Below are 19116 nucleotides of genomic sequence, written 5' to 3' on the forward strand. Positions count from 1 at the left end.
ATGAAACTAAGATTCTCTTTATGGCTTTTGGTATTCATGCCCTCTCTTGGGCTTGCGCATGATCCTTTTGCAACCACAGAACAATCAAATTTGCCTATTATTCTCAGTGCCATTTTAGTGTTTGTCTTATGGCTTTTATATTGCATTGGTTCTTGGAAGGTTTGGCCGGGAATAAAAAAATGGGGGTTATTTCAAATAACTACCCTTTTGCTCGTAGCCAGCGTGTTTGGCCCTTTAGATGAATGGGCGGAAACGAATACGGCCGCGCACATGACTCAACACATGTCTATGATGGTTATTATTGCCCCGCTTTGGGTGTTATCTCAGCCTTTACCCCAATTATCCGCAGCAAGTGGTGGATGGTTGGTTTGGTTTTTTTTACCTTTTTTTCGTATCGTTCGTTATCCCATGTTGGCGGCGTTTTTGCACGCCACAATGATTTGGCTTTGGCATTCTCCTAGATTGTATCTGCTTGCATTGGAAAATCCGTGGTGGCATGTGGTTGAGCATGCTTGCTTTATCGTTACTGCAGGATTTTTTTGGTGGGCCGTATTGCGCAGTACGTATTTTACAACAGCTAGGGCCTTTTTAGCCTTGTTGTTTACCTTAATGCACACGGGATTTTTAGGCGCTTTACTCACCTTTGCTCAGGTTTCATTATATGGTCATCATCGCTCGCTTCAGAGTCAGCAATTGGCTGGATTAATCATGTGGGTAGCTGGAGCCCTTCCTTATTTAATCGCAGCCTTCTGGTGTGCTGAGCGCTGGTTTAAGCAAACAGAGCGCCGTTTAACAGATTAAGCTAAATTTTAAATGAACGCTTTTAAAAACGCGTTCAAATTTTTGTCGATTATCCATTCATATATTGCCCATGCTGCGTGTGCTATAGTTTGAATAGAGTCATTTAATCAAGGTTCTTTATGGGCAAAGTCATCGTATCTGGTGGAAAAGAAGGTGGAGAAGCCAGGCTTTTGAATTTGGCATTGTTTAATTATTTTACGGAAACCTCAAACGCGCCGGCTGCCGAAAAACTCAAGCAGTGTTATCAAGATCCTACCGTGAAACTTTATCTTGTCGATATTCGTCGCAAGGAGGAAACAGGAGAAAAGTGGGAAGCCTATGATTTAGTCGCCTTCAATAAAGAAGGAAAAAGTAGATGTTTCACCATAGAAGCCGACGCGAACTTACAAGTAAAAGGTTTGCAGCAAATTAAGCCCAAAGAGCTTGGTGAAATGGGGAAAGAGTTTTACGATTATTATAAACAAGAATTAACCACAGGAGAAAAAGCGCCCGAGGAGCCAACGCCAGATTCTAGTCCTAGACCTTCACGCTAAAACCATTTGAGTTGAGTTTGTATGCTCATCTTCCTCAAACGCTTTTTGTAGCATTTCATTTAATGTTTCTCGGAGTCTCGTTGCAGTCTGAAATCCTTTCTCATAAGCTGATTTATATAAAGCTAAATGAAGCTTAAAGCTAGGTGCCTCCACCGTTCTTTGTTGAGAGGGGGTCAGAGTCTCGGCAACTTCACCCTGAATGGTTATCCAATTACCATAGGGACGACGCATGGGAGTAGACATCTATAAAAAATCCTACGAAATTCGAAAAAAATAGTATACCATAAAATAAAATAAAGTCAATTTGATTAATAATTAATCATATTTTTAGAAAAGAAATTATTTTGCTACTCTTAGCCAACGGTGATCCATTCACCGGCTGAGGATGCCACGGATCTTTGATTTTACGGGATAGATCCTCCATGATTTCACCAGTCATTAGAACAAAAATTCTAAGACTTTTCATCATAAAAGGAAATTCATATGTCCGATAATAAATACGCTCAAATTACGAAAGACATCAGTGCACAGCTAGGGAAGTTTCACAAAGAGATGCCCGATTTAATGGCGGGATTTTCAGCGATGTCAAAGGCAGCCACCAAAGAAGGCGCTTTGGATAAAAAAACAAAAGAATTGATTGCTATGGCGTTAGCAGTAGCCAATCATTGCCCTGGGTGTATCGGGTTTCATTCCCAAGCTTTAGTAAAGCTTAATACCAGCCGTGAGGAACTCTTAGAGACCCTCGCCATGGCTATTTACATGGGAGGAGGCCCTTCTCTGATGTATGCTGCTGAAGCATTAGAAGCCTTTGAAGAATTTAAAAAAGATTAGAAGCATAACAATAGAATCGCTGAATGTTTATCACCCTGAGCACAACGGATTTTTCGTATTGATTCGCCACCAAACTAAATCAAATTAAAAGGGTGCGTGGTAGTTTTGTAAAAGTGAGTAGCTGATAAACATCGCGTTCATTTCGCTCAAGAGATGGTGATAATGCTATTTATCAAATAGATATGTCGTTATGCAAATGAACCCATTACGAGTGATGGTGGGTTGCCTGTCTTCGAAGATAGGCAGCCCTGGGCAAAAGAATCGCATCGAAGAGAATATTTTCTTGACCCCTCATGACGGGGTGGCTAGCCTGGCATTCGATACCACTCTTTTTTATTCCAAAATCCCAAGTAATCTCTTTGCTCTGCAAAAAATTGATCGATCGCAAGTAAAATTACGATGCTATAATTTATAGGTATTACTCCTATTAGAATCCGATGAAAAAAATACACGATTTATTTACTCAGCAGGCAGCATTATATGCACAATTTCGCCCCAATTATCCTAGAGAAATGCTAGATTGGATTGTCAAGCAATGCTATGAGCATAAATCTTTATGGGATTGTGGCACAGGCACTGGACAGGTTGCTTTTGCTTTAGCAGATAAGTTTGATCAGGTTATAGCTACTGATGTGAATGCCGCTCAATTAGCTCATGCAAGTCATCACCCCAAAATTATTTATAAGCAAACACCTTCAGAGCAAACAGATCTTCCCAATAAGAGTATTGATCTAATTACTGTTGCGCAGGCTTTACATTGGTTTGATCATACTCGGTTTAATAAAGAGGTTAAACGAGTGCTGAAACCAAGGGGCATTTTAGCCGTATGGTGCTATGGTTTAGTGCGAACAAATAACAGCGAACTCAATCAAATCATACATACATTTTACACCGAGATAACGGCACCTTACTGGGAGCCCGAGCGTCAATATATTGATAATAAATACGAAGATATACCCATTCCATTTACAAAACTAAAAACGCCATCATTTAACATTAAAAAATATCTAAGCAAAGAAGATTTGATTGCCTATGTTTCAACATGGTCAGCGGTTAATACGTTCACCAAAGAGACAGGTTTGTCTTTAATTGATACGGAGCTTAAGCCTCAACTGGAGCAATTGACTTTACCTAAGATAATTGAGTGCCAATGGCCAATTACCTTGATCGTAACGAGAGCATAAATAACGATGGTCAATATGAGCTACTCCCCAGAAGTAGGCTGGGTCGTTTTTGACCTTGGTAACAGAGACAGTCCTTAAAATGGTGGGTAAAATAGAGCCTAAGCTTTTTATCCAAGCGCTGGTAAGCCATCTTGATGTTGCATCGGGCTAGGAGGCCTATAAAATGGATTTTGATTGGCTTGGCTCGTTTGAGGATTGCTCTGCTGAAACGGGTTGGATGAAGCGGCTTGTGGCTGTGATTGACAAGGATATTCTTTTTTTAACCCCATTAACGCAATCTGTGAAACCGTTAATTTATCTTTATCACTCTGAAGTCCAGAGAGGTTTTGATAGGTTTGTTGAATGAGAGAGGTTAATTTTTCAGCGTCAATTTTTCCACCGGAAGGTAAACAAAATAACGGCTCACCTCTGGCTGTGGCGGATTCGTTGGCCAGCATTAATGATTCGGCGATGCACTCACTGGTTAACGTTAAAATATTCCTTGCTGAACGCGCCCAGGCTTGTGATTGAGGATCGGCTTTCATCTCCATTTTAGGAATATTACTTGCAATGTTCATAAAATGATCGATTGTGTCGGCTTTGGCAATGGGGATCAGTAAGCACATCAAACAAATAAAACGATACATAGCTTCGCTCTCTAAATGATCAATTGCAGGTTATCCAATAGGCAAGGTTTCTTGCTCACTCAATAAATGGTATTCAACTGGGTTATCCGGACAAATAATCAATCCGCATTCAAGCAATGTACTGATTCCATTAGCGAGAATCAAGCCTAAAAAAATAACGCCTAAGGCATAGGTAGGCTTTCCTATTGGACGGGCTTTGGGGATGAAACCCCTTTCCAAAAGTAAGGCGACTCCAATCAAACCAACAGCGAATACAAAAGAAATGGCAGACCAAACGTAATAATGCAAACCAAAAAAAACAGGGCCATATCCTGGGTCATCAGGCGCGATATGTAAAAAAACCTGACGTAAGGCAATCATAAACCCAAGTATCGAGGTTAATAGCATAAAGCCATAATGAGAAATTTTAATGCCTACTTTAATATTCAGAAAGGCACAAAGACCAATACCAATGAACGCGGTTCGTTGCAAAAGACAAAGTGGACAAGGGACATCATGTTTTAAAATCTGGTCCAAAAAAGCAACTATTAAGATGTAGCAGACGATCACTACGCCAAAATAATTACCCACCACATGAAATTTATTTTCGGTCATAAATATCCCAACAAGTGACTGTGAATGTTGAAACTAATCATGCTAAGAAAAAGACAAAATAGAAGCTGCAATTTGATGAATCGATTAGGCCAAAAGATAATTTGCACGCCAAGAATAAAATAAAAGAAAAAGATCAAAGCGATCATCCTTGGATCCTTATGAGAAAAGGTTAAATGTCCATTGATAACGATACTACATTGTTACGAAAAATTAAATCGATTTTAAAACAGCACCGTTCTTACGGAGACCGAGGGGATTTAAGTTCTATTAAAGGGGATGAGGCGAGATAAATCCAAATAAAAATCCCAAGACTAAAAAGACAAATAGTCCGAGAGATAATCCAATTCGCCAAGTTAATGCTTTGACCGTTCGTTTGGTTTTACCTTCATCTCGAACAAGAAACACAATCCCGCTTCCTAGAGAAACTAATATCATGAACATGATAATTAAGATGAATGCTTTAGTGAACATTTGTTATACTCCACAACCTGAGATGTTTCATTCAATGAATTGACAAAAGATGCCTAGTTTAACTGTTTTTAACCGCCGTTTCACCCCAAGCTTGTGGATGACGATCATCGCGCTTTTGGTTTTGACCTTATTTTTACGTTTAGGTTTTTGGCAGATTGCTCGCGGTAGTGAAAAAAAAGCGATGTTGGCGAATGAAAAAAAATACGCGTCGATTGCCCCCATATCCTGGGTTCCAGGCGAACGATATCCTCTAAATTACCAGCGAGTAAAACTAACCGGTTATTATCTTCCCGATCTATTATTCTTGGATAATCAACATCACAACCACCGTGTAGGCTACCATGTTCTCTCTCCTTTAAGTTTAGCAAATGGAGCATTGGTTTTAATTGATAGAGGATGGATCCCGAATGAGCGCGGGCGTGACGAGCTTCCGAACATTAATATTCCTCGAGAAACTCAGGAAATTATAGGGGTTGCTTATTTCCCTTCCCAAAAGCGTATTGTTTTAGGCGATATGGTCGAAAAAAAAACAGATCGCGCATCGATCATAGAATGGATAGATACACAAGATATCAGTCATTTTTTGCATAAATCGGTCTATCCGTTTATTATTCGCCTTGATGAACATGAAGCGCACGGTTTTATAAGGAAATGGCCTATCGTTTCTATGTCGCCAGAGCGCCATTATGCTTATGCATTTCAATGGTTTGCTATGGCTTTTGTCATATTGATTTTATTTATTGGGTTAAATCTTAAGAAAAAACCATGAATTACAACCGTCGCTATCTTGTGCCAATTATCTTGGTATTTCTGTTTGCTTCCCCCGGAATTGCAGCCTATGTGTTCTATCATCACCCGCAGTGGTTAGCTGGAACAAAGCTTAATCATGGGATCCTGCTACAGCCGCCAATTGCTATCAAGAATGCTCCTCATCCTTCCAAATGGCAGCTGGTACTTTGGGCTCCAAGCGTTTGTGATAAGACGTGTGAGCATCAACTGGAGGCATTAGCTCGAATTCGCTTGGCTTTAGGGCGACGGCTTTATGAAGTGAACGTGCAACTGTTGTTAGGTCCTCAGGCAGAAGCCTTATCGAGTAATTTAATTTCTAAGTTAAAAGACCATGATATTTTAATTGCTCGACTGAATGAGTCTCATAGTCAATCTGGGGCGAATTTACCTCATTATTCTCAATTATATATTGAAAATCCTACGGGTTATTTAGTACTGGCTTATTCCTCCCAAACGAAGCCAGAACCTATTCATAAAGATTTAAAGCATTTATTAAACGTGAAAGAGTAAGTAATCGATGAATGTAAACTTTTTACGACGCCTTACCTCAATGGCATTAGTTTTGGCTTTAATGGTGGTTATGCTCGGCGCTTACACGCGATTAACCGATGCAGGCTTAGGATGTCCTGATTGGCCAGGATGCTACGGTCATATGGTTTTGCCAACCGCTGTTAATGGATTGACAAAAGCACAAGCCAATTTTCCCGCTCTCCAATTAGAAGAGCGAAAAGCTTGGACGGAAATGGCTCACCGTTATGCTGCCGGAAGCTTAGGGTTACTGATTGCAGCAATCTTTTTTCAAACGATATGGCTTCGTCGTAAATCATGTAACCTTCCTAAAACGGCGCCCACTATGTTAGTGGGGTTTGTCTTTTTTCAAGCGATGTTAGGCATGTGGACTGTGACGTTGAAGTTATTTCCACCGGTTGTTATGGGGCATCTTTTGGGTGGCATGTTGATTTTTACAACTCTATGCTATTTTCGGTGGCAGCTCAGTCACATAAACACTCGAGATTGCTTACGACCTGTTAGCCAGCTACCTTTGTCAACAAAGATCAGTCATGACGAAAGAAACCTTATTCAGAACTTAAGCGTGTGGCATAAATGGATTGGTTGTGCTGTGATGGTTGTATTTCTACAGATAGCGCTTGGTGGGTGGGTGAGTTCTAACTATGCCGGTATTGCCTGTGTTGGTTTTCCCACTTGTAATGGTTTATTTTGGCCACAATTATATCTTAAAAAAGCATTTAATTTCTTATCCCCCATTGGAGCGAATTATCAAGGTGGGCTGTTAGATATTGATGTTCGAATCACTATTCATTTTATTCATCGATTGGGTGCTTTCATTACTGCAGGGTTCGTTGTTATTTTATCCACCCTATTGATTGCGCGGGTGCGAGACACTTCGATAAAATTAATAGCTGGCCTTGCCTTAGTACTTATATCTATCCAATTTATCCTCGGCATAGTAAATGTGGTTTATTTGCTGCCCTTATGGGTAGCAGTGGCTCATAATGGGGTTGCGGCCTTACTGTTTGCTACTATGTTGAGTTTGTTTTACCGGTCAAGAGGAGGCAAATCGAATGCACCTCAAACTTAATTTGCCACTAACCGCATCCTGGCGGGATTATTTAGAACTTTGTAAACCAAAAGTTGTAGCACTCATGCTTTTGACGGTCTTAGTGGGGATGTATCTTGCTGTACCGGGTTGGGTTGCTGTAGAAACCTTGGTGGCTTCTCTTACAGGAATTGGGCTTTGTGCTGGCAGTGCAGCCGCTATAAATCATTTGGTCGATAAGCGAATCGATGCCATCATGGCTCGGACACGAAAAAGACCCATTGCGCGAGGGCGGTTGTCAGAAAAACAAGGACTTTGGTTTGCTATGGCATTAGGTAGTGTAGGCTTAATTATTCTTAGTCTTTTTGTTAATACGCTTACAGCGATACTCACATTTATTACCTTAATTGGTTACGCTGGAATTTATACTGGGTATTTAAAACGTGCTACACCACAAAATATTGTGATTGGTGGGCTTGCTGGGGCTGCTCCTCCTTTGTTAGGTTGGACGGCGGTAACCAATCAGTTGGATCCTCATGCTTTATTATTAGTGCTCATCATTTTCACTTGGACTCCGCCGCATTTTTGGGCTTTAGCGATTTATCGCTTTGAAGATTATAAGGACGCTGAAATTCCTATGTTACCCGTTACCCATGGAATTCGATTCACTAAATTAAACGTCTTGTTATATACCATCTTACTGATTGTTGTGACCTGCCTGCCTTTTCTTGTCGAGATGAGCGGCTGGCTGTATTTAACAGGCGCTTTAGTGTTAGGCGGCCGATTTTTATATTGGGCGATTGTGTTGTATCGTTCGAATAAACCCGTAGTTGCTATGCGTACGTTTCGTTACTCGATTGTTTACTTAATGTTGTTGTTTCTTTTTTTATTGCTTGATCATTATATTTAAGGGGTTCATATGCCTGACAAATCAAATCGTATAACCTTGACTGTAATTGCATTGATAGCATTTGCAGCACTTGTATTGGGAGTATTTGTTTCACAATACTTCTTTAAGGAATCAAAGCCTGATCTAAGTCACTTTCACGGCACTTTATTGAGTAAGCCACGTGATGTTAATCCGTTTGATTTAACAGGAACGGATCAACGCCCATTTAATAATGCTCGTTTAAATAATCAGTGGACCATGATGTTTTTTGGATTTACTCGCTGTGGTTATCTTTGTCCAACCACCATGGCAGAGCTCGGTAAATTTTATCGTGTTCTTGAGAGTCAAGGTGTGAAAACGTTACCTAAAGTCGTCATGATTTCCATCGACCCCGATCGAGATAGCTTAGACATCTTGAGCAACTATGTTAAGGCATTTCATCCTGATTTTCAGGGTGCTCGAGGCGATAAAGAAGCGATTAAAGCGATGACTCGTGAATTAGGAATTGCTTATGCGAAAGTGGCTTTAAATAATAATATTGATCCAGAGCATTACGATATAGAGCATACCGGAACGGTCTTGTTGTTTAATCCGAAAGGTGAATTAAGTGCGTTTTTTACTTCCCCTCAAAACGCAAATAACTTGGCTGAAGATTATCTTATGTTAACGTCTTGATAATAAACTTCTTTGGACCAGTGACAGAACAAGCGAAATAATTTCCCCAGGACCTTCTTCTTGAAGCTCCTGGGCTATAAATATTCTTCTCAAAATATCTGCGAGCCATATAAACCTGATCTAAACTGTATGTATACCATAAGGAAACAGCGTCCTCATTGTATCCATCAAATGAGCCGTCTTGGTGTATCAAGTCAATACTGAACAGTCGGGGAGTGGTTTGGCTTTGCAATTAAAGGAACTTAGTAGTCATGAAAATTGCTATATTAGCGACAAATCCTAATTTGTATTCCCATCAGCGATTAAAAGAAGCAGGGGAAGCTGCAGGACATGAGATTAAAATCATTAATTTTTTATCTTGTTATATGAACGTCGCAGCATCCAATCCCAAAGTGTATTATCGTGGCGGCGCTCCATTACCAAAATTTGATGCAGTGATTCCTCGTATTGGCGCTTCGAATACTTTTTACGGTACAGCTGTATTACGTCATCTTGAAACGATGGGTATTTACACCCTAAATGAGTCCATTGCTATCTCTAGATCTCGCGATAAATTTCGCTCTCTCCAATTATTAGCCCGAAAAGGCCTCCCAATGCCTTTAACAGGCTTTGCGCAGTCCCCAGACGATACGGATAGTTTGATTCAGATGGTTGGAGGCCCTCCTTTAGTTATTAAATTACTTGAGGGAACTCAGGGAAAAGGCGTTATTCTAGCAGATAGTCATAAATCAGCGGTAAGTATTATCAACGCGTTTAAGGGTATGCATGTCAATATACTCGTTCAAGAATTTATTGCTGAATCTCATGGAACAGATATTCGATGCTTAGTGGTAGGTGAAAAAGTAGTCGCAGCAATCAAGCGCCAAGCGAAAGAGGGGGAGTTTCGTGCCAATGTTCACCAAGGTGGGAATGCATTTAAAATAAAATTATCCTCACAAGAACGAGCTTTAGCTATTGCAGCCACCAAAACAATGGGTTTAAAAGTAGCTGGCGTTGATATTCTTCGTTCAAACCATGGTCCCCTGGTGTTAGAAATCAATTCTTCTCCGGGATTAGAAGCGATTGAAAAAACAACGGGCGTGAATATAGCAGGTGAAATTATTCATTACATTGAAAAGCATGCTAAACCCCTAGGGAGTAACAAGCGATTCCAAGGCTAAGGCATTGGGTCTTTCTAAACAAGTGGTGGAAATATTTCAGCAATCATACATCGTGCGCTTCCACCACCAATCGTTTCTATGGTAGTCAACTCCATAGGCAAAAGTGTTGAATATTGCTTCAAGAGCGAGCGTTGTTCTGGGGTAAAATGATCATAAGCTTGCTGTGACAGAATCAGTAAGCTTTGGTTTTGACGATTTGTCAGTTCTATAATATTGCCACAGAGATGGCTAACTTGCTCGCTCGTAATGGCTATAATGTTTTTATGTGTGGTCATGAGTGATTGCCTAACATTTTCTCGTTCTTTTGGGTCATGGATGCATTCAAGGCAAACCACAGCGCAGTGCTTTGTTAACCCCATCATCACGTTAGTATGATATATCGGTTGGCTATTCACTCCGTAACTGGTAAATATTATGGTTTGATAATTTAAAAGCTTGGCTACTGTATTAACCAAGGCTTTATCCGTTCTGGGAGATAAAGAAGCATAAATTAGCTTATGTTCTCGGTCGAAGATCATGCTTCCTGTGCTTTCTAATACTCCTTCCTGTTCAATTCGCAAATCCACGAATTGATTAATCTGGATCTGATGCTTTTCCAACAGCGCTTTTAAGCCTTCAGGATTGACTTCTTTCTTGCGATTTTCCGTTAACATCGGATAGAGCAAAACCGTAAGCTTTCCTTCTTCATCAATATGCGTTGAAAACCAGTTATTCGGGAATACAGCATCGGCAAATTGGGCGTTTTCATTTAACAACATGACCATAACGTCATGCTCTTCGAGGCGTTGCACCATATTGTTAAACTCTCGCAACACGTTCTCATGATAATTCTCATCATGAATTTTTTGCTGATAAGCATTTGTTTTGGCAGTTTGATGGTTATATTCAAAGCCTACTGGTGGCACCATGACGACGTGTGCTGTGGTAGGAGGAGAAGAAAAAGCCAAAGTCGATCGCATCACAAACATACTCAATAAGACCGGAAGAAAAAAAATATAACAAATTTTGGGTATCTGGAAGTTTCTGATGAATTTTATTTGATTCAAAGCCATTCCTTTGAGAATTGACCATCCGGCAAATCGTTTGTTGAAAGATGTATAAAAATATCATGTTGTGCTCAGGGTGCATAGGTTAAATTTAAGCTAAATTAATTGTGTCTTTTATCACTTTTCCCAAGCAACCAATCAGAGCTGACTTCCAACTCATCGGATAAGATATCTAATAGGGGTTCTGAGACGCTGGTATTACCATTAAGAATGGCTTCTGCTTTAAATTTAGGAACTTTTAATAGTTTGGCAAAGACTTCTACGCGTTCTTCTCGATTTTGAGGAACACCAATCTCATCCAATTCTTTGTTGAGTCGTTCAGAAAATTGTCTATTGCCCATGATGCCTCCCCGTGTGATCTTGAGCATGAATCGCGTCATATCCTCATTTGGGTGTAACGGATACAAGTACTTTATGTGGGTATAGCACATATTTTATTATTTGCAATAAACAATCAATTAGATGGTAATTTGTACTAAAGTCTGGTTGTTATCAACCATTAGGTGATATTGAGGTGGGGGATTGTATGATCTGTGTGATCGCTTCAACCCAGGCTTCATTTGCATTCAGGCAAGGTATTAATGTGAACGTCTCGCCTCCCAGCTTCTGCCATTGAGCTTGGGCTTGAATTCCAATTTCCTCTAATGTTTCTAAGCAATCTGCAACAAACGAGGGGCAAGTAACGGCTAATTTCTTAACCCCTTGCTCAGCAAGCTCTACCAGAACTTTGTCCGTATAAGGCTCAATCCATCGTGTTTTGCCAAGACGAGACTGAAAGGAGGTGAGATAGGTCGTGCTTGATAATTCAAGTTGTTTGGCGATAGCCTCGGTTGTACGTAAACATTGAGCACGGTAGCAGCTTGGATTTTGTGAGGAATCGATGGAGCAACCCTGGCTGCATAAAGATTTACAAGATCCTCTGAGAAGATGATTTTCTGGTACGCCATGGTAACTAAAAAGAATCATATCCTGATCATCGATATAAGGCTTAATTAATTCTGCTTGCGCTTTAATAAAGGCTGGATGCTGATGAAAATCTCGAATGATGGTTAAAGAGGGAATAATTGCATTACGCTGGATTAATTGTAAGGCTTTTTCGAGGCTGCTTCCTGTTGCGGCAGAAGAGTATTGCGGGTAAAGTGGGAGAATAATGATATGCTCACAATCCGCGAGTTCATCCAGTGCTGATTCGAGGCTAGGTTTTCCATATCGCATGCCGAGCACAATGTTTGTATCGCTCAGTGTTTCTTGTAGTTTTCTGGTTAATGTTTCGCAATGCATGAGTAACGGCGAGCCTTCTTTCGTCCAAATGGCTTGATAAGCTTTCGCAGAGCGCTTTGGTCGCGTAGGCAGAATAATTCCATAGAGCAAGATATAGCGCAAAAGAGCAGGTAAATGAACCACGCGCTTATCAGATAAGAACTCCCGCAAATACAGCCTAACGTCTGAAGGTTTAGGCGCTTTAGGGGTACCAATGTTAATGAGTAATAAGCCTTTTTTCATTATGAGATATCAATAATCCGTAATGCCTGGTTTAAAACTTGGTGAAGCCAAGTCTATTGGCGAGAAACTAGGGTGTGATTATATATGATTTTATGATTAATTTGGGAAAAAATAGGCGACACGACGACTTATAGTCGTCATGTCATCGACTCAGTCCATTCAGGCGGAACCACCTAAGGGCATTATCAGGCTAATTCGGCTTCTTCAGCTAGCGCTGTAACATTGGCTGCATGTAAGCCTCGTTCGCCACGTTCTACATCAAAATTTACCGTTTGGCCGGCTACGAGAGTTTTATAACCTGTTCCTTGAATCGCGGAAAAATGAACAAAAATATCATCGCCGCCGCCTTCAGGAACGATAAAACCCCATCCTTTGGCATTGTTAAACCATTTTACTTCGCCTGTAGCCATGCTTCCTCCTTTTTGCTAAAGCTATCAATCGTCGACTGGCGATATCAGGTTACAGCTTGCCAGCTGAGCAATTGCATTTCTCCATAAATGACAATTGAAAACACCATTTTTTTAATGGTTCAATCCAACATAACCTAAAATTGAATTAAATCTCAAGATCTTTTTAGAAAAAACCGCAAAACCTAAAAAATGAATAGTAATTTTTTAAGCAAGGTGCCAGAAATTCCTGCTCGATACGGATCGTTTCTTATGACATTTTGGCAAATGGTTCATGCAAGAACTAAACTGTTTCAAATGAACAAGGATTTTAAAGCTCTGGGAGAAAAGAATGGTCAAGGAAGTATACGGTAAGTTAATTCATTTATTAAATGAAGCAGCCGTTCCAATGCCGAGCAATGAACATTACGAAACCATTTTAGACGACATCGGCGAGGCCCGTTTTGTTTTAATGGGTGAAGCCACGCATGGGACGCATGAGTTTTATCAAGCTCGTATCGAATTAACTAAATTATTGATAGAAAAAAAAGGATTTATGGCTATCGCCATCGAAGGGGATTGGCCAGATGCTTATCGTATTCATCGCTACGTCATGAGATTAGGTAGTGATGATAATGCCCATGAAGCCTTAAATGACTTTAAGCGGTTTCCAACTTGGATGTGGCGAAATACCACCATGCCCCCTTTTTTAAGTTGGCTTCGAACGTTTAATGACACCCTTGACGCTCCTCGAAGAAAAGTCGGATTTTATGGGTTAGATCTATATAGTTTAAATTCATCCATGCAGGCAGTAATTGATTATTTGAAAAAAAATGATCCGGATGCAGCCGAGCGGGCAATAAAACGTTACGACTGCTTTAATCATATGGGTGTGGACCCACAGGCTTATGGGTATCTAATTAATGCGGGAATAAAAAAAGCTTGTATCAAAGAAGCGTTGGAGCAACTCCTCGAACTGCAGCATGATGCCCATCAATATTTAGGAAAAGATGGTCTTCAAGTCGAAGAAGAATACTTTATGGCTAAACAGAATGCTGAGCTTATTCGAGACGCTGAGCTTTATTACCGTACGATGTTTGAAGAACGTGTTTCTTCATGGAATGTTCGTGACAGGCATATGGCAGATGCGGTGAATGGAATTGCCTCTCATCTGGAGAAGCGGTTTAATTCACCGGCCAAGTTGATCATTTGGGCACATAATTCACATGTGGGTGATGCCCGTGCAACGGAAATGGGAGAGCGTGGCGAGTGGAATATCGGTCAGCTAATTCGTGAAGAGCACGGTTCTGATGCTTACATCATAGGATTTTCAACGTATGAGGGAACTGTCGCTGCGGCATCCAATTGGGATGCGCCGGTTGAACGAAAAAAGGTTGTTCCTGGTATGGAAGGCAGCTACGAGGCCCTGTTTCATGATCTGAAATACGATCAATTTTTTCTGAAATTAATCGATAATAAAGATATTGAACATTATCTGAAAATTCCTCGACTAGAGCGAGCAATTGGCGTTATCTATCGTCCTGAAACAGAGCGTATGAGCCATTATTTTTTTACTAAGCTGCCCTATCAATTCGACGGCATTATCCACTTTGATCATTCTACTGCGGTGACTCCTTTAGATATCAGTCAAGCATGGGAATAAAAATATAAAGGCGGTCTGAAATTTAAAGACGATTACCGTGACTAAATCCTGGGTTCAGGCAGCTTAATCCTTACGTATGCTGTCGTGCCTATTCGACATGAGCTGGCAAAGTCTTTTTTTTTTCAAAATTTTTAGACTAAGCTTAAGATGAAAGCGATATTAAAAGGAGAAGGACATCATGAATAAGGATATTTTTGAAGGCAACTGGGAGCAAATCAAAGGTGAATTAAGACAATTTTGGGGAAAGCTGACTGACGATGATTTGCAACAAATTAAAGGTAATCAAGAAGAGCTTCTTGGTAAATTACAAAAGCATTATGGGTATACGAAAGAAGAAGCTAAAAAAGCAGTGAATGATTTCATGAACTCTCGATAATCCAATCAATTAAGAATAAAAAGAGAGAATAATATGGCTAAGGGAAATGCCAAACCAATTGTGATCATTACCGGTTCCTCTGGCAAGATGGGAAGAGCCCTTGCAGCGTCTTTACGGGATACCTATACGATCGTAGGCTTTGATCAAGTACCAGGCGCATGCGATATTCCCTTTGATATCACGTCAGACGTTTCCCTAGCCACTGCATTTGAATTATTTAAAGAGCGTTACGGTAAAAAAATAGCTGCAGTGATTCATCTGGCCGCTTATTTTGATTTTACGGGGAAAGAGTCTCCTCTTTATGATGCCGTAAATGTAAAGGGAACTAAAAAACTATTAAAAATTCTGCAAAACTTTGAGGTTGAACGATTTATTTATACAAGCACGATGCTCGTACATCAACCTTGTCAACCAGGTGAAACGATTCATGAACACTCGCCCATAGAACCTAAATGGGCTTATCCAATCTCAAAGGCCGAAACGGAAGAAATCATTGCTTTGCACCATGGTCATATTCCCTACCTAATTCTTCGTCTTGCAGGAATGTATGATGATGAAAGTTGTGTTCCAACGTTGGCGAACCAAATTGCACGTGTTTATGAACGGGATTTTAAAAGTCATTTTTATGCGGGAAATTTAAATGCAGGTCAATCGTTTATTCATAAAGATGATTTAATGGATTTATTTAAACAAGCCTTAAAGCATCGTAATGATCTGCCCGAAGAGGAAGTGATCTTAGCTGGTGAGCCGCGAGCCATTAGCTATAAAAATCTTCAAGACGAGATCACGCAATTAATTCATGGCGAAGAAGCAGAGATAACAACGATTCCTCCAAGCCTCGCGAAAGCCGGGTCTTGGTTAGAAGAGCAGTCCGAACCTATCATCCCCGATGATTTTGATCAGGGGGAAGCACCTTTTATTAGGCCCTTTATGATTGATATGGCTTCCGATCATTATGCGCTTGATATAAGCAAAGCGAAAAAAAAACTTAATTGGGAACCTAAACATAGAATTGACGAAACCTTACCCTCGATAATTGGCGCTTTAAAAAAGGATCCAGATGGTTGGTATGATACACATAGAATTACCCAACCTGATTGGATGGCAGCCATCTCGGATAACAATCCAGAAGAAACCCGCTTAGCGTATGAACGTAAATTTAGAAAACAGCACCAGCAAAACTTATGGGCTCATTTTCTAAATATCGGGTTAGGATTTTGGCTAATTACTTCACCCGCAACGTTAGGATATGAGTCTTACCCATTAATCATCAGTGATATTGTAAGTGGGGTCTTATTGGTTTGTTTGGCCTATTTGAGTTTATCTTGGCGTTTAGCTCCAGCACGCTTCGGATGTGCATTGATCGGGTTATGGTTGATTTTTGCACCATTAATTTATTGGGCGCCAACAGCGGCGGCTTATTTAAATGATACATTGGTTGGTTCTTTAGTGATGGGCTTTGCTATTCTGGTGAGGCCGTCTGTAGGGGTAGCTCCGAATGCAGCGATGCATGGACCTGATGTTCCGCCTGGATGGGATTTCTCCCCTTCAAGCTGGTTCCAGCGATTGCCGATTATCATTTTGGCCTTTATTGGCTTATTTATCTCTCGTTATATGGCGGCCTACCAACTAGGACATATTGATAATGTTTGGGATCCATTTTTTGCAGGCTATTTACCAGATGCTAAAAATGGAACAGAAGAAATTATTACTTCATATGTCTCCGAAGCTTGGCCAGTGCCCGATGCGGGTTTAGGTGCAACGGTCTACGTTCTTGAAATTTTAACAGGAATTATTGGAGGCTCCAGTCGTTGGCGAACTATGCCTTGGTTGGTGTTATTATTTGGCATTATGATCGTCCCTTTAGGGGTGGTATCTATCACGTTCATAGTGATTCAACCGATTTTATTGAATACCTGGTGTACCTTATGTCTTATTGCAGCCGTCGCCATGTTAATTCAGGTCCCCTATTCGTTTGACGAATTAGTTGCGACCAGTACGTTTTTATGGCGAAGATGGAAAGCAGGACGTCCTTTGTTGCTTATCCTGTTCGTTGGAGATAGTGATGAGCCTAATGAAAAGGTTGCTGAAGATAATTTTGAACAGTCGCCTCGAGCAATTGTGAAAGAAATGCTCAGTGGTGGGATAACATTACCATGGAATTTAATGTTATGTCTGGTTATTGGGATATGGTTAATGTTCACCCGACTCACCTTGGATGCTTCAGGCGGGATGGCTAATGCCGATCATCTCATTGGCTCGCTCGTGGTGACGGTTACAGTCACAGCTCTAGCCGAATCAGTACGTGTATTACGTCTTTTAAATTTACTATTTGCTCTTGCCTTGTTCGTTACACCGTTTATGTATGATGCGAATTTCATTTCTATGATGGCAAGCTTTATTGCTGGCGGATTGTTATTTATCTTATCCATTCCTAAAGGAACCATTCGATGCTCTTACGGTCGATGGGATAAGTTTATTGTATAAACTCCGAACTGGGGTTGTATAAGTTTAAAAATTTAATACAGTGCGTGCGATCATAAAATAAATTAAAAGTCCACTTGCATCAATAACAGTGGAAACAAAGGGCGCACTGACTACGGCTGGGTCAAGTTTTAAAACTCGAGCAAGTATAGGCATAATTGATCCAGTGAGAGCCGCCATGGTGCAAATTGCAACCAAACTCAAGGAGACGATCAACGCAATGTTTTGCCTAAAAATAAACCATACCACGAGATAAGCCGCGGCGCCTAACGTCATTCCTAACAAAATTCCGACACTGGTTTCCCGAAGAGCGATGATAAAAAAATCACTGACCCGGACGTCTTCAACGGCTAAAGCACGAACGATGGTTGTGGAGGATTGAGATCCAGTATTACCGCCAATCCCAATGAGCAAGGGAATAAATAAGGTCAATACAATGACCTCATTTAAAGTTGATTCAAACATATTTAAAACATTAACCGTTAATGTTCCGGCAAATGCAAGCAAAGCAAGCCAAACCACACGAATTTGTAATAATCTAAAGATGGGAACGGATAGATAAGGTTTTCCAAGTGGTCCCGATGCACCTGCACGGAAAATATCTTCCGTTTCTTCTTCCTCCATGATATCCATAGCATCATCAATAGTGACAATCCCCACCAGTCGCTTTCCTTCTTCAACAATTGGAACGGCAAGCCAGTCGGTTGATTGGATGTAGCGGGCAACTTTTTCCTGGTCATCATTGACTGAAAAAGATTTCATCTCTTTATACATCAGCTCACTAATCTTAGTAGAGGGAGAAGCCATTACCAATTTTTCAAGTTCTACTACGCCTTTTAAAATCATATCCTCATCGACTACCGGAAGCACGTAGATCGTTTCCGCTTCATTGCCATCTTTGCGAACGATTTGCAGTGCTTTCTCAACCGTCATGTCGGGGTATAATGGGATAAAAAAAGGGCTCATAATTCGCCCGGCTGTTTCAGGAGGGTATTGCAATAACAGCGAGGTAGCACGGCGTTCTTTAGCACTTAACCGTTTTAAAAATCGATGGGCTATTTCACTCGGAAGTTCATCGAAAAGACGCGCTCTGTCATCCGGCTCCATTTGTTCAAGAATAGAAAGCGCTTTTTTCTTATCAATTTCATTAATGATATCCGCTTGGCTAACAGGCTCTAAGTAACTAAAAACCTTATCTGCTTTTTGAGGAGATAATAAATTAAATATCTGATAACGGCGTTCAGGCGATGAGTGATCAACCTCTTTTACGATTGAGTTCACACTGGCTTCGGAAAGAAGTCGCGACAATTCCTTTTCGGGTAAATTTTTCTTATTAATTCCCATCACCGCTCCCTAAACCGCATTGGCTATTCTTCGAAAGTATATCAGATAGGCTTATTGGGTATAAGTCAAAGGTAGTTGTAAACACTATTTTTTTCCAATTCAATCAACTGTTTAAGATGAATCGCTAATTATCGAGCTGCTCTTTAGGGGGCGAACTTAGTTCAGGCAGGATCAAATATTATTTGCTATAACTTTTAAAACAG

Annotated in this window: 22 protein-coding genes; 13 read left to right on the top strand and 9 right to left on the bottom strand. The window is 40.6% G+C overall.

The genetic code is table 11. The features are described from left to right. A complete protein-coding gene (locus tag E1O41_RS09240) occupies window positions 1-801 on the top strand; it encodes a cytochrome c oxidase assembly protein (protein ID WP_131777042.1) in 801 nt (266 codons plus the stop codon). A gap of 119 nt (window positions 802-920) precedes the next feature. Next, window positions 921-1334 carry a hypothetical protein gene (locus tag E1O41_RS09245; protein ID WP_131777043.1) on the top strand — a complete coding sequence of 138 codons (414 nt, stop codon included), beginning with the start codon at window positions 921-923 and terminating at the stop codon, window positions 1332-1334. Here E1O41_RS09245 and E1O41_RS09250 read toward each other — a convergent pair. Then, the gene (locus E1O41_RS09250; protein ID WP_131777044.1) at window positions 1326-1577 is read right to left on the bottom strand and encodes a hypothetical protein; all 252 of its coding nucleotides are present in this window, start codon (window positions 1575-1577) and stop codon (window positions 1326-1328) included. The genes E1O41_RS09245 and E1O41_RS09250 overlap by 9 nt on opposite strands. Before the next feature lie 240 nt (window positions 1578-1817). Between E1O41_RS09250 and E1O41_RS09255 the strand changes: the two genes are divergently transcribed. After that, window positions 1818-2165 (top strand): carboxymuconolactone decarboxylase family protein, encoded by a 348-nt coding sequence (locus tag E1O41_RS09255; protein ID WP_131777045.1) that lies wholly within the window; start codon window positions 1818-1820, stop codon window positions 2163-2165. 437 nt (window positions 2166-2602) lie between these two features. Continuing rightward, window positions 2603-3349 carry a class I SAM-dependent methyltransferase gene (locus tag E1O41_RS09260; protein WP_131777046.1) on the top strand — a complete coding sequence of 249 codons (747 nt, stop codon included), beginning with the start codon at window positions 2603-2605 and terminating at the stop codon, window positions 3347-3349. 107 nt (window positions 3350-3456) lie between these two features. On the opposite strand, the gene E1O41_RS09265 is transcribed toward E1O41_RS09260, so the two are convergent. The 3 genes from E1O41_RS09265 to E1O41_RS09275 all read right to left on the bottom strand — a co-directional run bounded on the left by E1O41_RS09265 (window position 3457) and on the right by E1O41_RS09275 (window position 5040). Then, on the bottom strand, window positions 3457-3975 hold the full coding sequence (locus tag E1O41_RS09265) for a phosphatase (RefSeq protein WP_229669373.1): 519 nt from the start codon (window positions 3973-3975) through the stop codon (window positions 3457-3459). Between the two features lie 30 nt (window positions 3976-4005). Beyond that, window positions 4006-4569, bottom strand: a complete 564-nt coding sequence (locus E1O41_RS09270; protein WP_131777047.1) for a disulfide bond formation protein B — start codon at window positions 4567-4569, stop codon at window positions 4006-4008. Window positions 4570-4836: 267 nt separating this feature from the next. After that, the gene (locus tag E1O41_RS09275) at window positions 4837-5040 is read right to left on the bottom strand and encodes a twin transmembrane helix small protein (RefSeq protein ID WP_131777048.1); all 204 of its coding nucleotides are present in this window, start codon (window positions 5038-5040) and stop codon (window positions 4837-4839) included. 49 nt (window positions 5041-5089) lie between these two features. Between E1O41_RS09275 and E1O41_RS09280 the strand changes: the two genes are divergently transcribed. From E1O41_RS09280 to rimK, 6 genes are all read left to right on the top strand, one after another. Then, window positions 5090-5809, top strand: coding sequence for an SURF1 family protein (locus E1O41_RS09280; protein WP_131777049.1), 720 nt, complete (start codon window positions 5090-5092; stop codon window positions 5807-5809). Further along, window positions 5806-6339 carry a hypothetical protein gene (locus E1O41_RS09285; RefSeq protein WP_131777050.1) on the top strand — a complete coding sequence of 178 codons (534 nt, stop codon included), beginning with the start codon at window positions 5806-5808 and terminating at the stop codon, window positions 6337-6339. Before E1O41_RS09280 ends, E1O41_RS09285 begins: the two co-directional genes overlap by 4 nt. Before the next feature lie 7 nt (window positions 6340-6346). Beyond that, the gene (locus E1O41_RS09290) at window positions 6347-7429 is read left to right on the top strand and encodes a COX15/CtaA family protein (RefSeq protein WP_131777051.1); all 1083 of its coding nucleotides are present in this window, start codon (window positions 6347-6349) and stop codon (window positions 7427-7429) included. After that, window positions 7413-8297 (top strand): heme o synthase, encoded by an 885-nt coding sequence (gene cyoE / locus E1O41_RS09295; protein WP_131777052.1) that lies wholly within the window; start codon window positions 7413-7415, stop codon window positions 8295-8297. The genes E1O41_RS09290 and cyoE overlap by 17 nt, the downstream gene beginning before the upstream one ends. A 9-nt stretch (window positions 8298-8306) precedes the next feature. Then, on the top strand, window positions 8307-8951 hold the full coding sequence (locus E1O41_RS09300) for an SCO family protein (RefSeq protein WP_131777053.1): 645 nt from the start codon (window positions 8307-8309) through the stop codon (window positions 8949-8951). Window positions 8952-9202: 251 nt separating this feature from the next. Continuing rightward, a complete protein-coding gene (rimK, locus tag E1O41_RS09305; protein ID WP_131777054.1) occupies window positions 9203-10111 on the top strand; it encodes a 30S ribosomal protein S6--L-glutamate ligase in 909 nt (302 codons plus the stop codon). A gap of 14 nt (window positions 10112-10125) precedes the next feature. On the opposite strand, the gene E1O41_RS09310 is transcribed toward rimK, so the two are convergent. The 4 genes from E1O41_RS09310 to E1O41_RS09325 all read right to left on the bottom strand — a co-directional run bounded on the left by E1O41_RS09310 (window position 10126) and on the right by E1O41_RS09325 (window position 13070). Next, window positions 10126-11070 carry an arginine deiminase-related protein gene (locus E1O41_RS09310; protein ID WP_229669375.1) on the bottom strand — a complete coding sequence of 315 codons (945 nt, stop codon included), beginning with the start codon at window positions 11068-11070 and terminating at the stop codon, window positions 10126-10128. A 188-nt stretch (window positions 11071-11258) separates the two neighbouring features. Then, window positions 11259-11498, bottom strand: a complete 240-nt coding sequence (locus E1O41_RS09315; protein ID WP_131777056.1) for a hypothetical protein — start codon at window positions 11496-11498, stop codon at window positions 11259-11261. Between the two features lie 151 nt (window positions 11499-11649). Continuing rightward, window positions 11650-12660 (bottom strand): ferrochelatase, encoded by a 1011-nt coding sequence (gene hemH / locus E1O41_RS09320; RefSeq protein ID WP_131777057.1) that lies wholly within the window; start codon window positions 12658-12660, stop codon window positions 11650-11652. 185 nt (window positions 12661-12845) lie between these two features. After that, window positions 12846-13070, bottom strand: a complete 225-nt coding sequence (locus E1O41_RS09325; protein WP_131777058.1) for a cold-shock protein — start codon at window positions 13068-13070, stop codon at window positions 12846-12848. Between the two features lie 328 nt (window positions 13071-13398). Between E1O41_RS09325 and E1O41_RS09330 the strand changes: the two genes are divergently transcribed. From E1O41_RS09330 to E1O41_RS09340, 3 genes are all read left to right on the top strand, one after another. After that, a complete protein-coding gene (locus tag E1O41_RS09330) occupies window positions 13399-14709 on the top strand; it encodes an erythromycin esterase family protein (protein ID WP_131777059.1) in 1311 nt (436 codons plus the stop codon). Window positions 14710-14887: 178 nt separating this feature from the next. Beyond that, a complete protein-coding gene (locus E1O41_RS09335) occupies window positions 14888-15085 on the top strand; it encodes a CsbD family protein (protein ID WP_131777060.1) in 198 nt (65 codons plus the stop codon). A 33-nt stretch (window positions 15086-15118) separates the two neighbouring features. Next, window positions 15119-17572 carry a vitamin K epoxide reductase family protein gene (locus E1O41_RS09340; protein ID WP_131777061.1) on the top strand — a complete coding sequence of 818 codons (2454 nt, stop codon included), beginning with the start codon at window positions 15119-15121 and terminating at the stop codon, window positions 17570-17572. A 24-nt stretch (window positions 17573-17596) separates the two neighbouring features. Here the strand turns inward: E1O41_RS09340 and mgtE are convergent, their stop codons facing one another. Next, window positions 17597-18913 carry a magnesium transporter gene (mgtE, locus tag E1O41_RS09345; protein ID WP_131777062.1) on the bottom strand — a complete coding sequence of 439 codons (1317 nt, stop codon included), beginning with the start codon at window positions 18911-18913 and terminating at the stop codon, window positions 17597-17599. Between the last annotated feature and the right edge of the window lie 203 nt (window positions 18914-19116).

This window comes from Legionella impletisoli, assembly GCF_900639875.1.
Taxonomy (GTDB): Bacteria; Pseudomonadota; Gammaproteobacteria; order Legionellales; family Legionellaceae; genus Legionella_A; species Legionella_A impletisoli.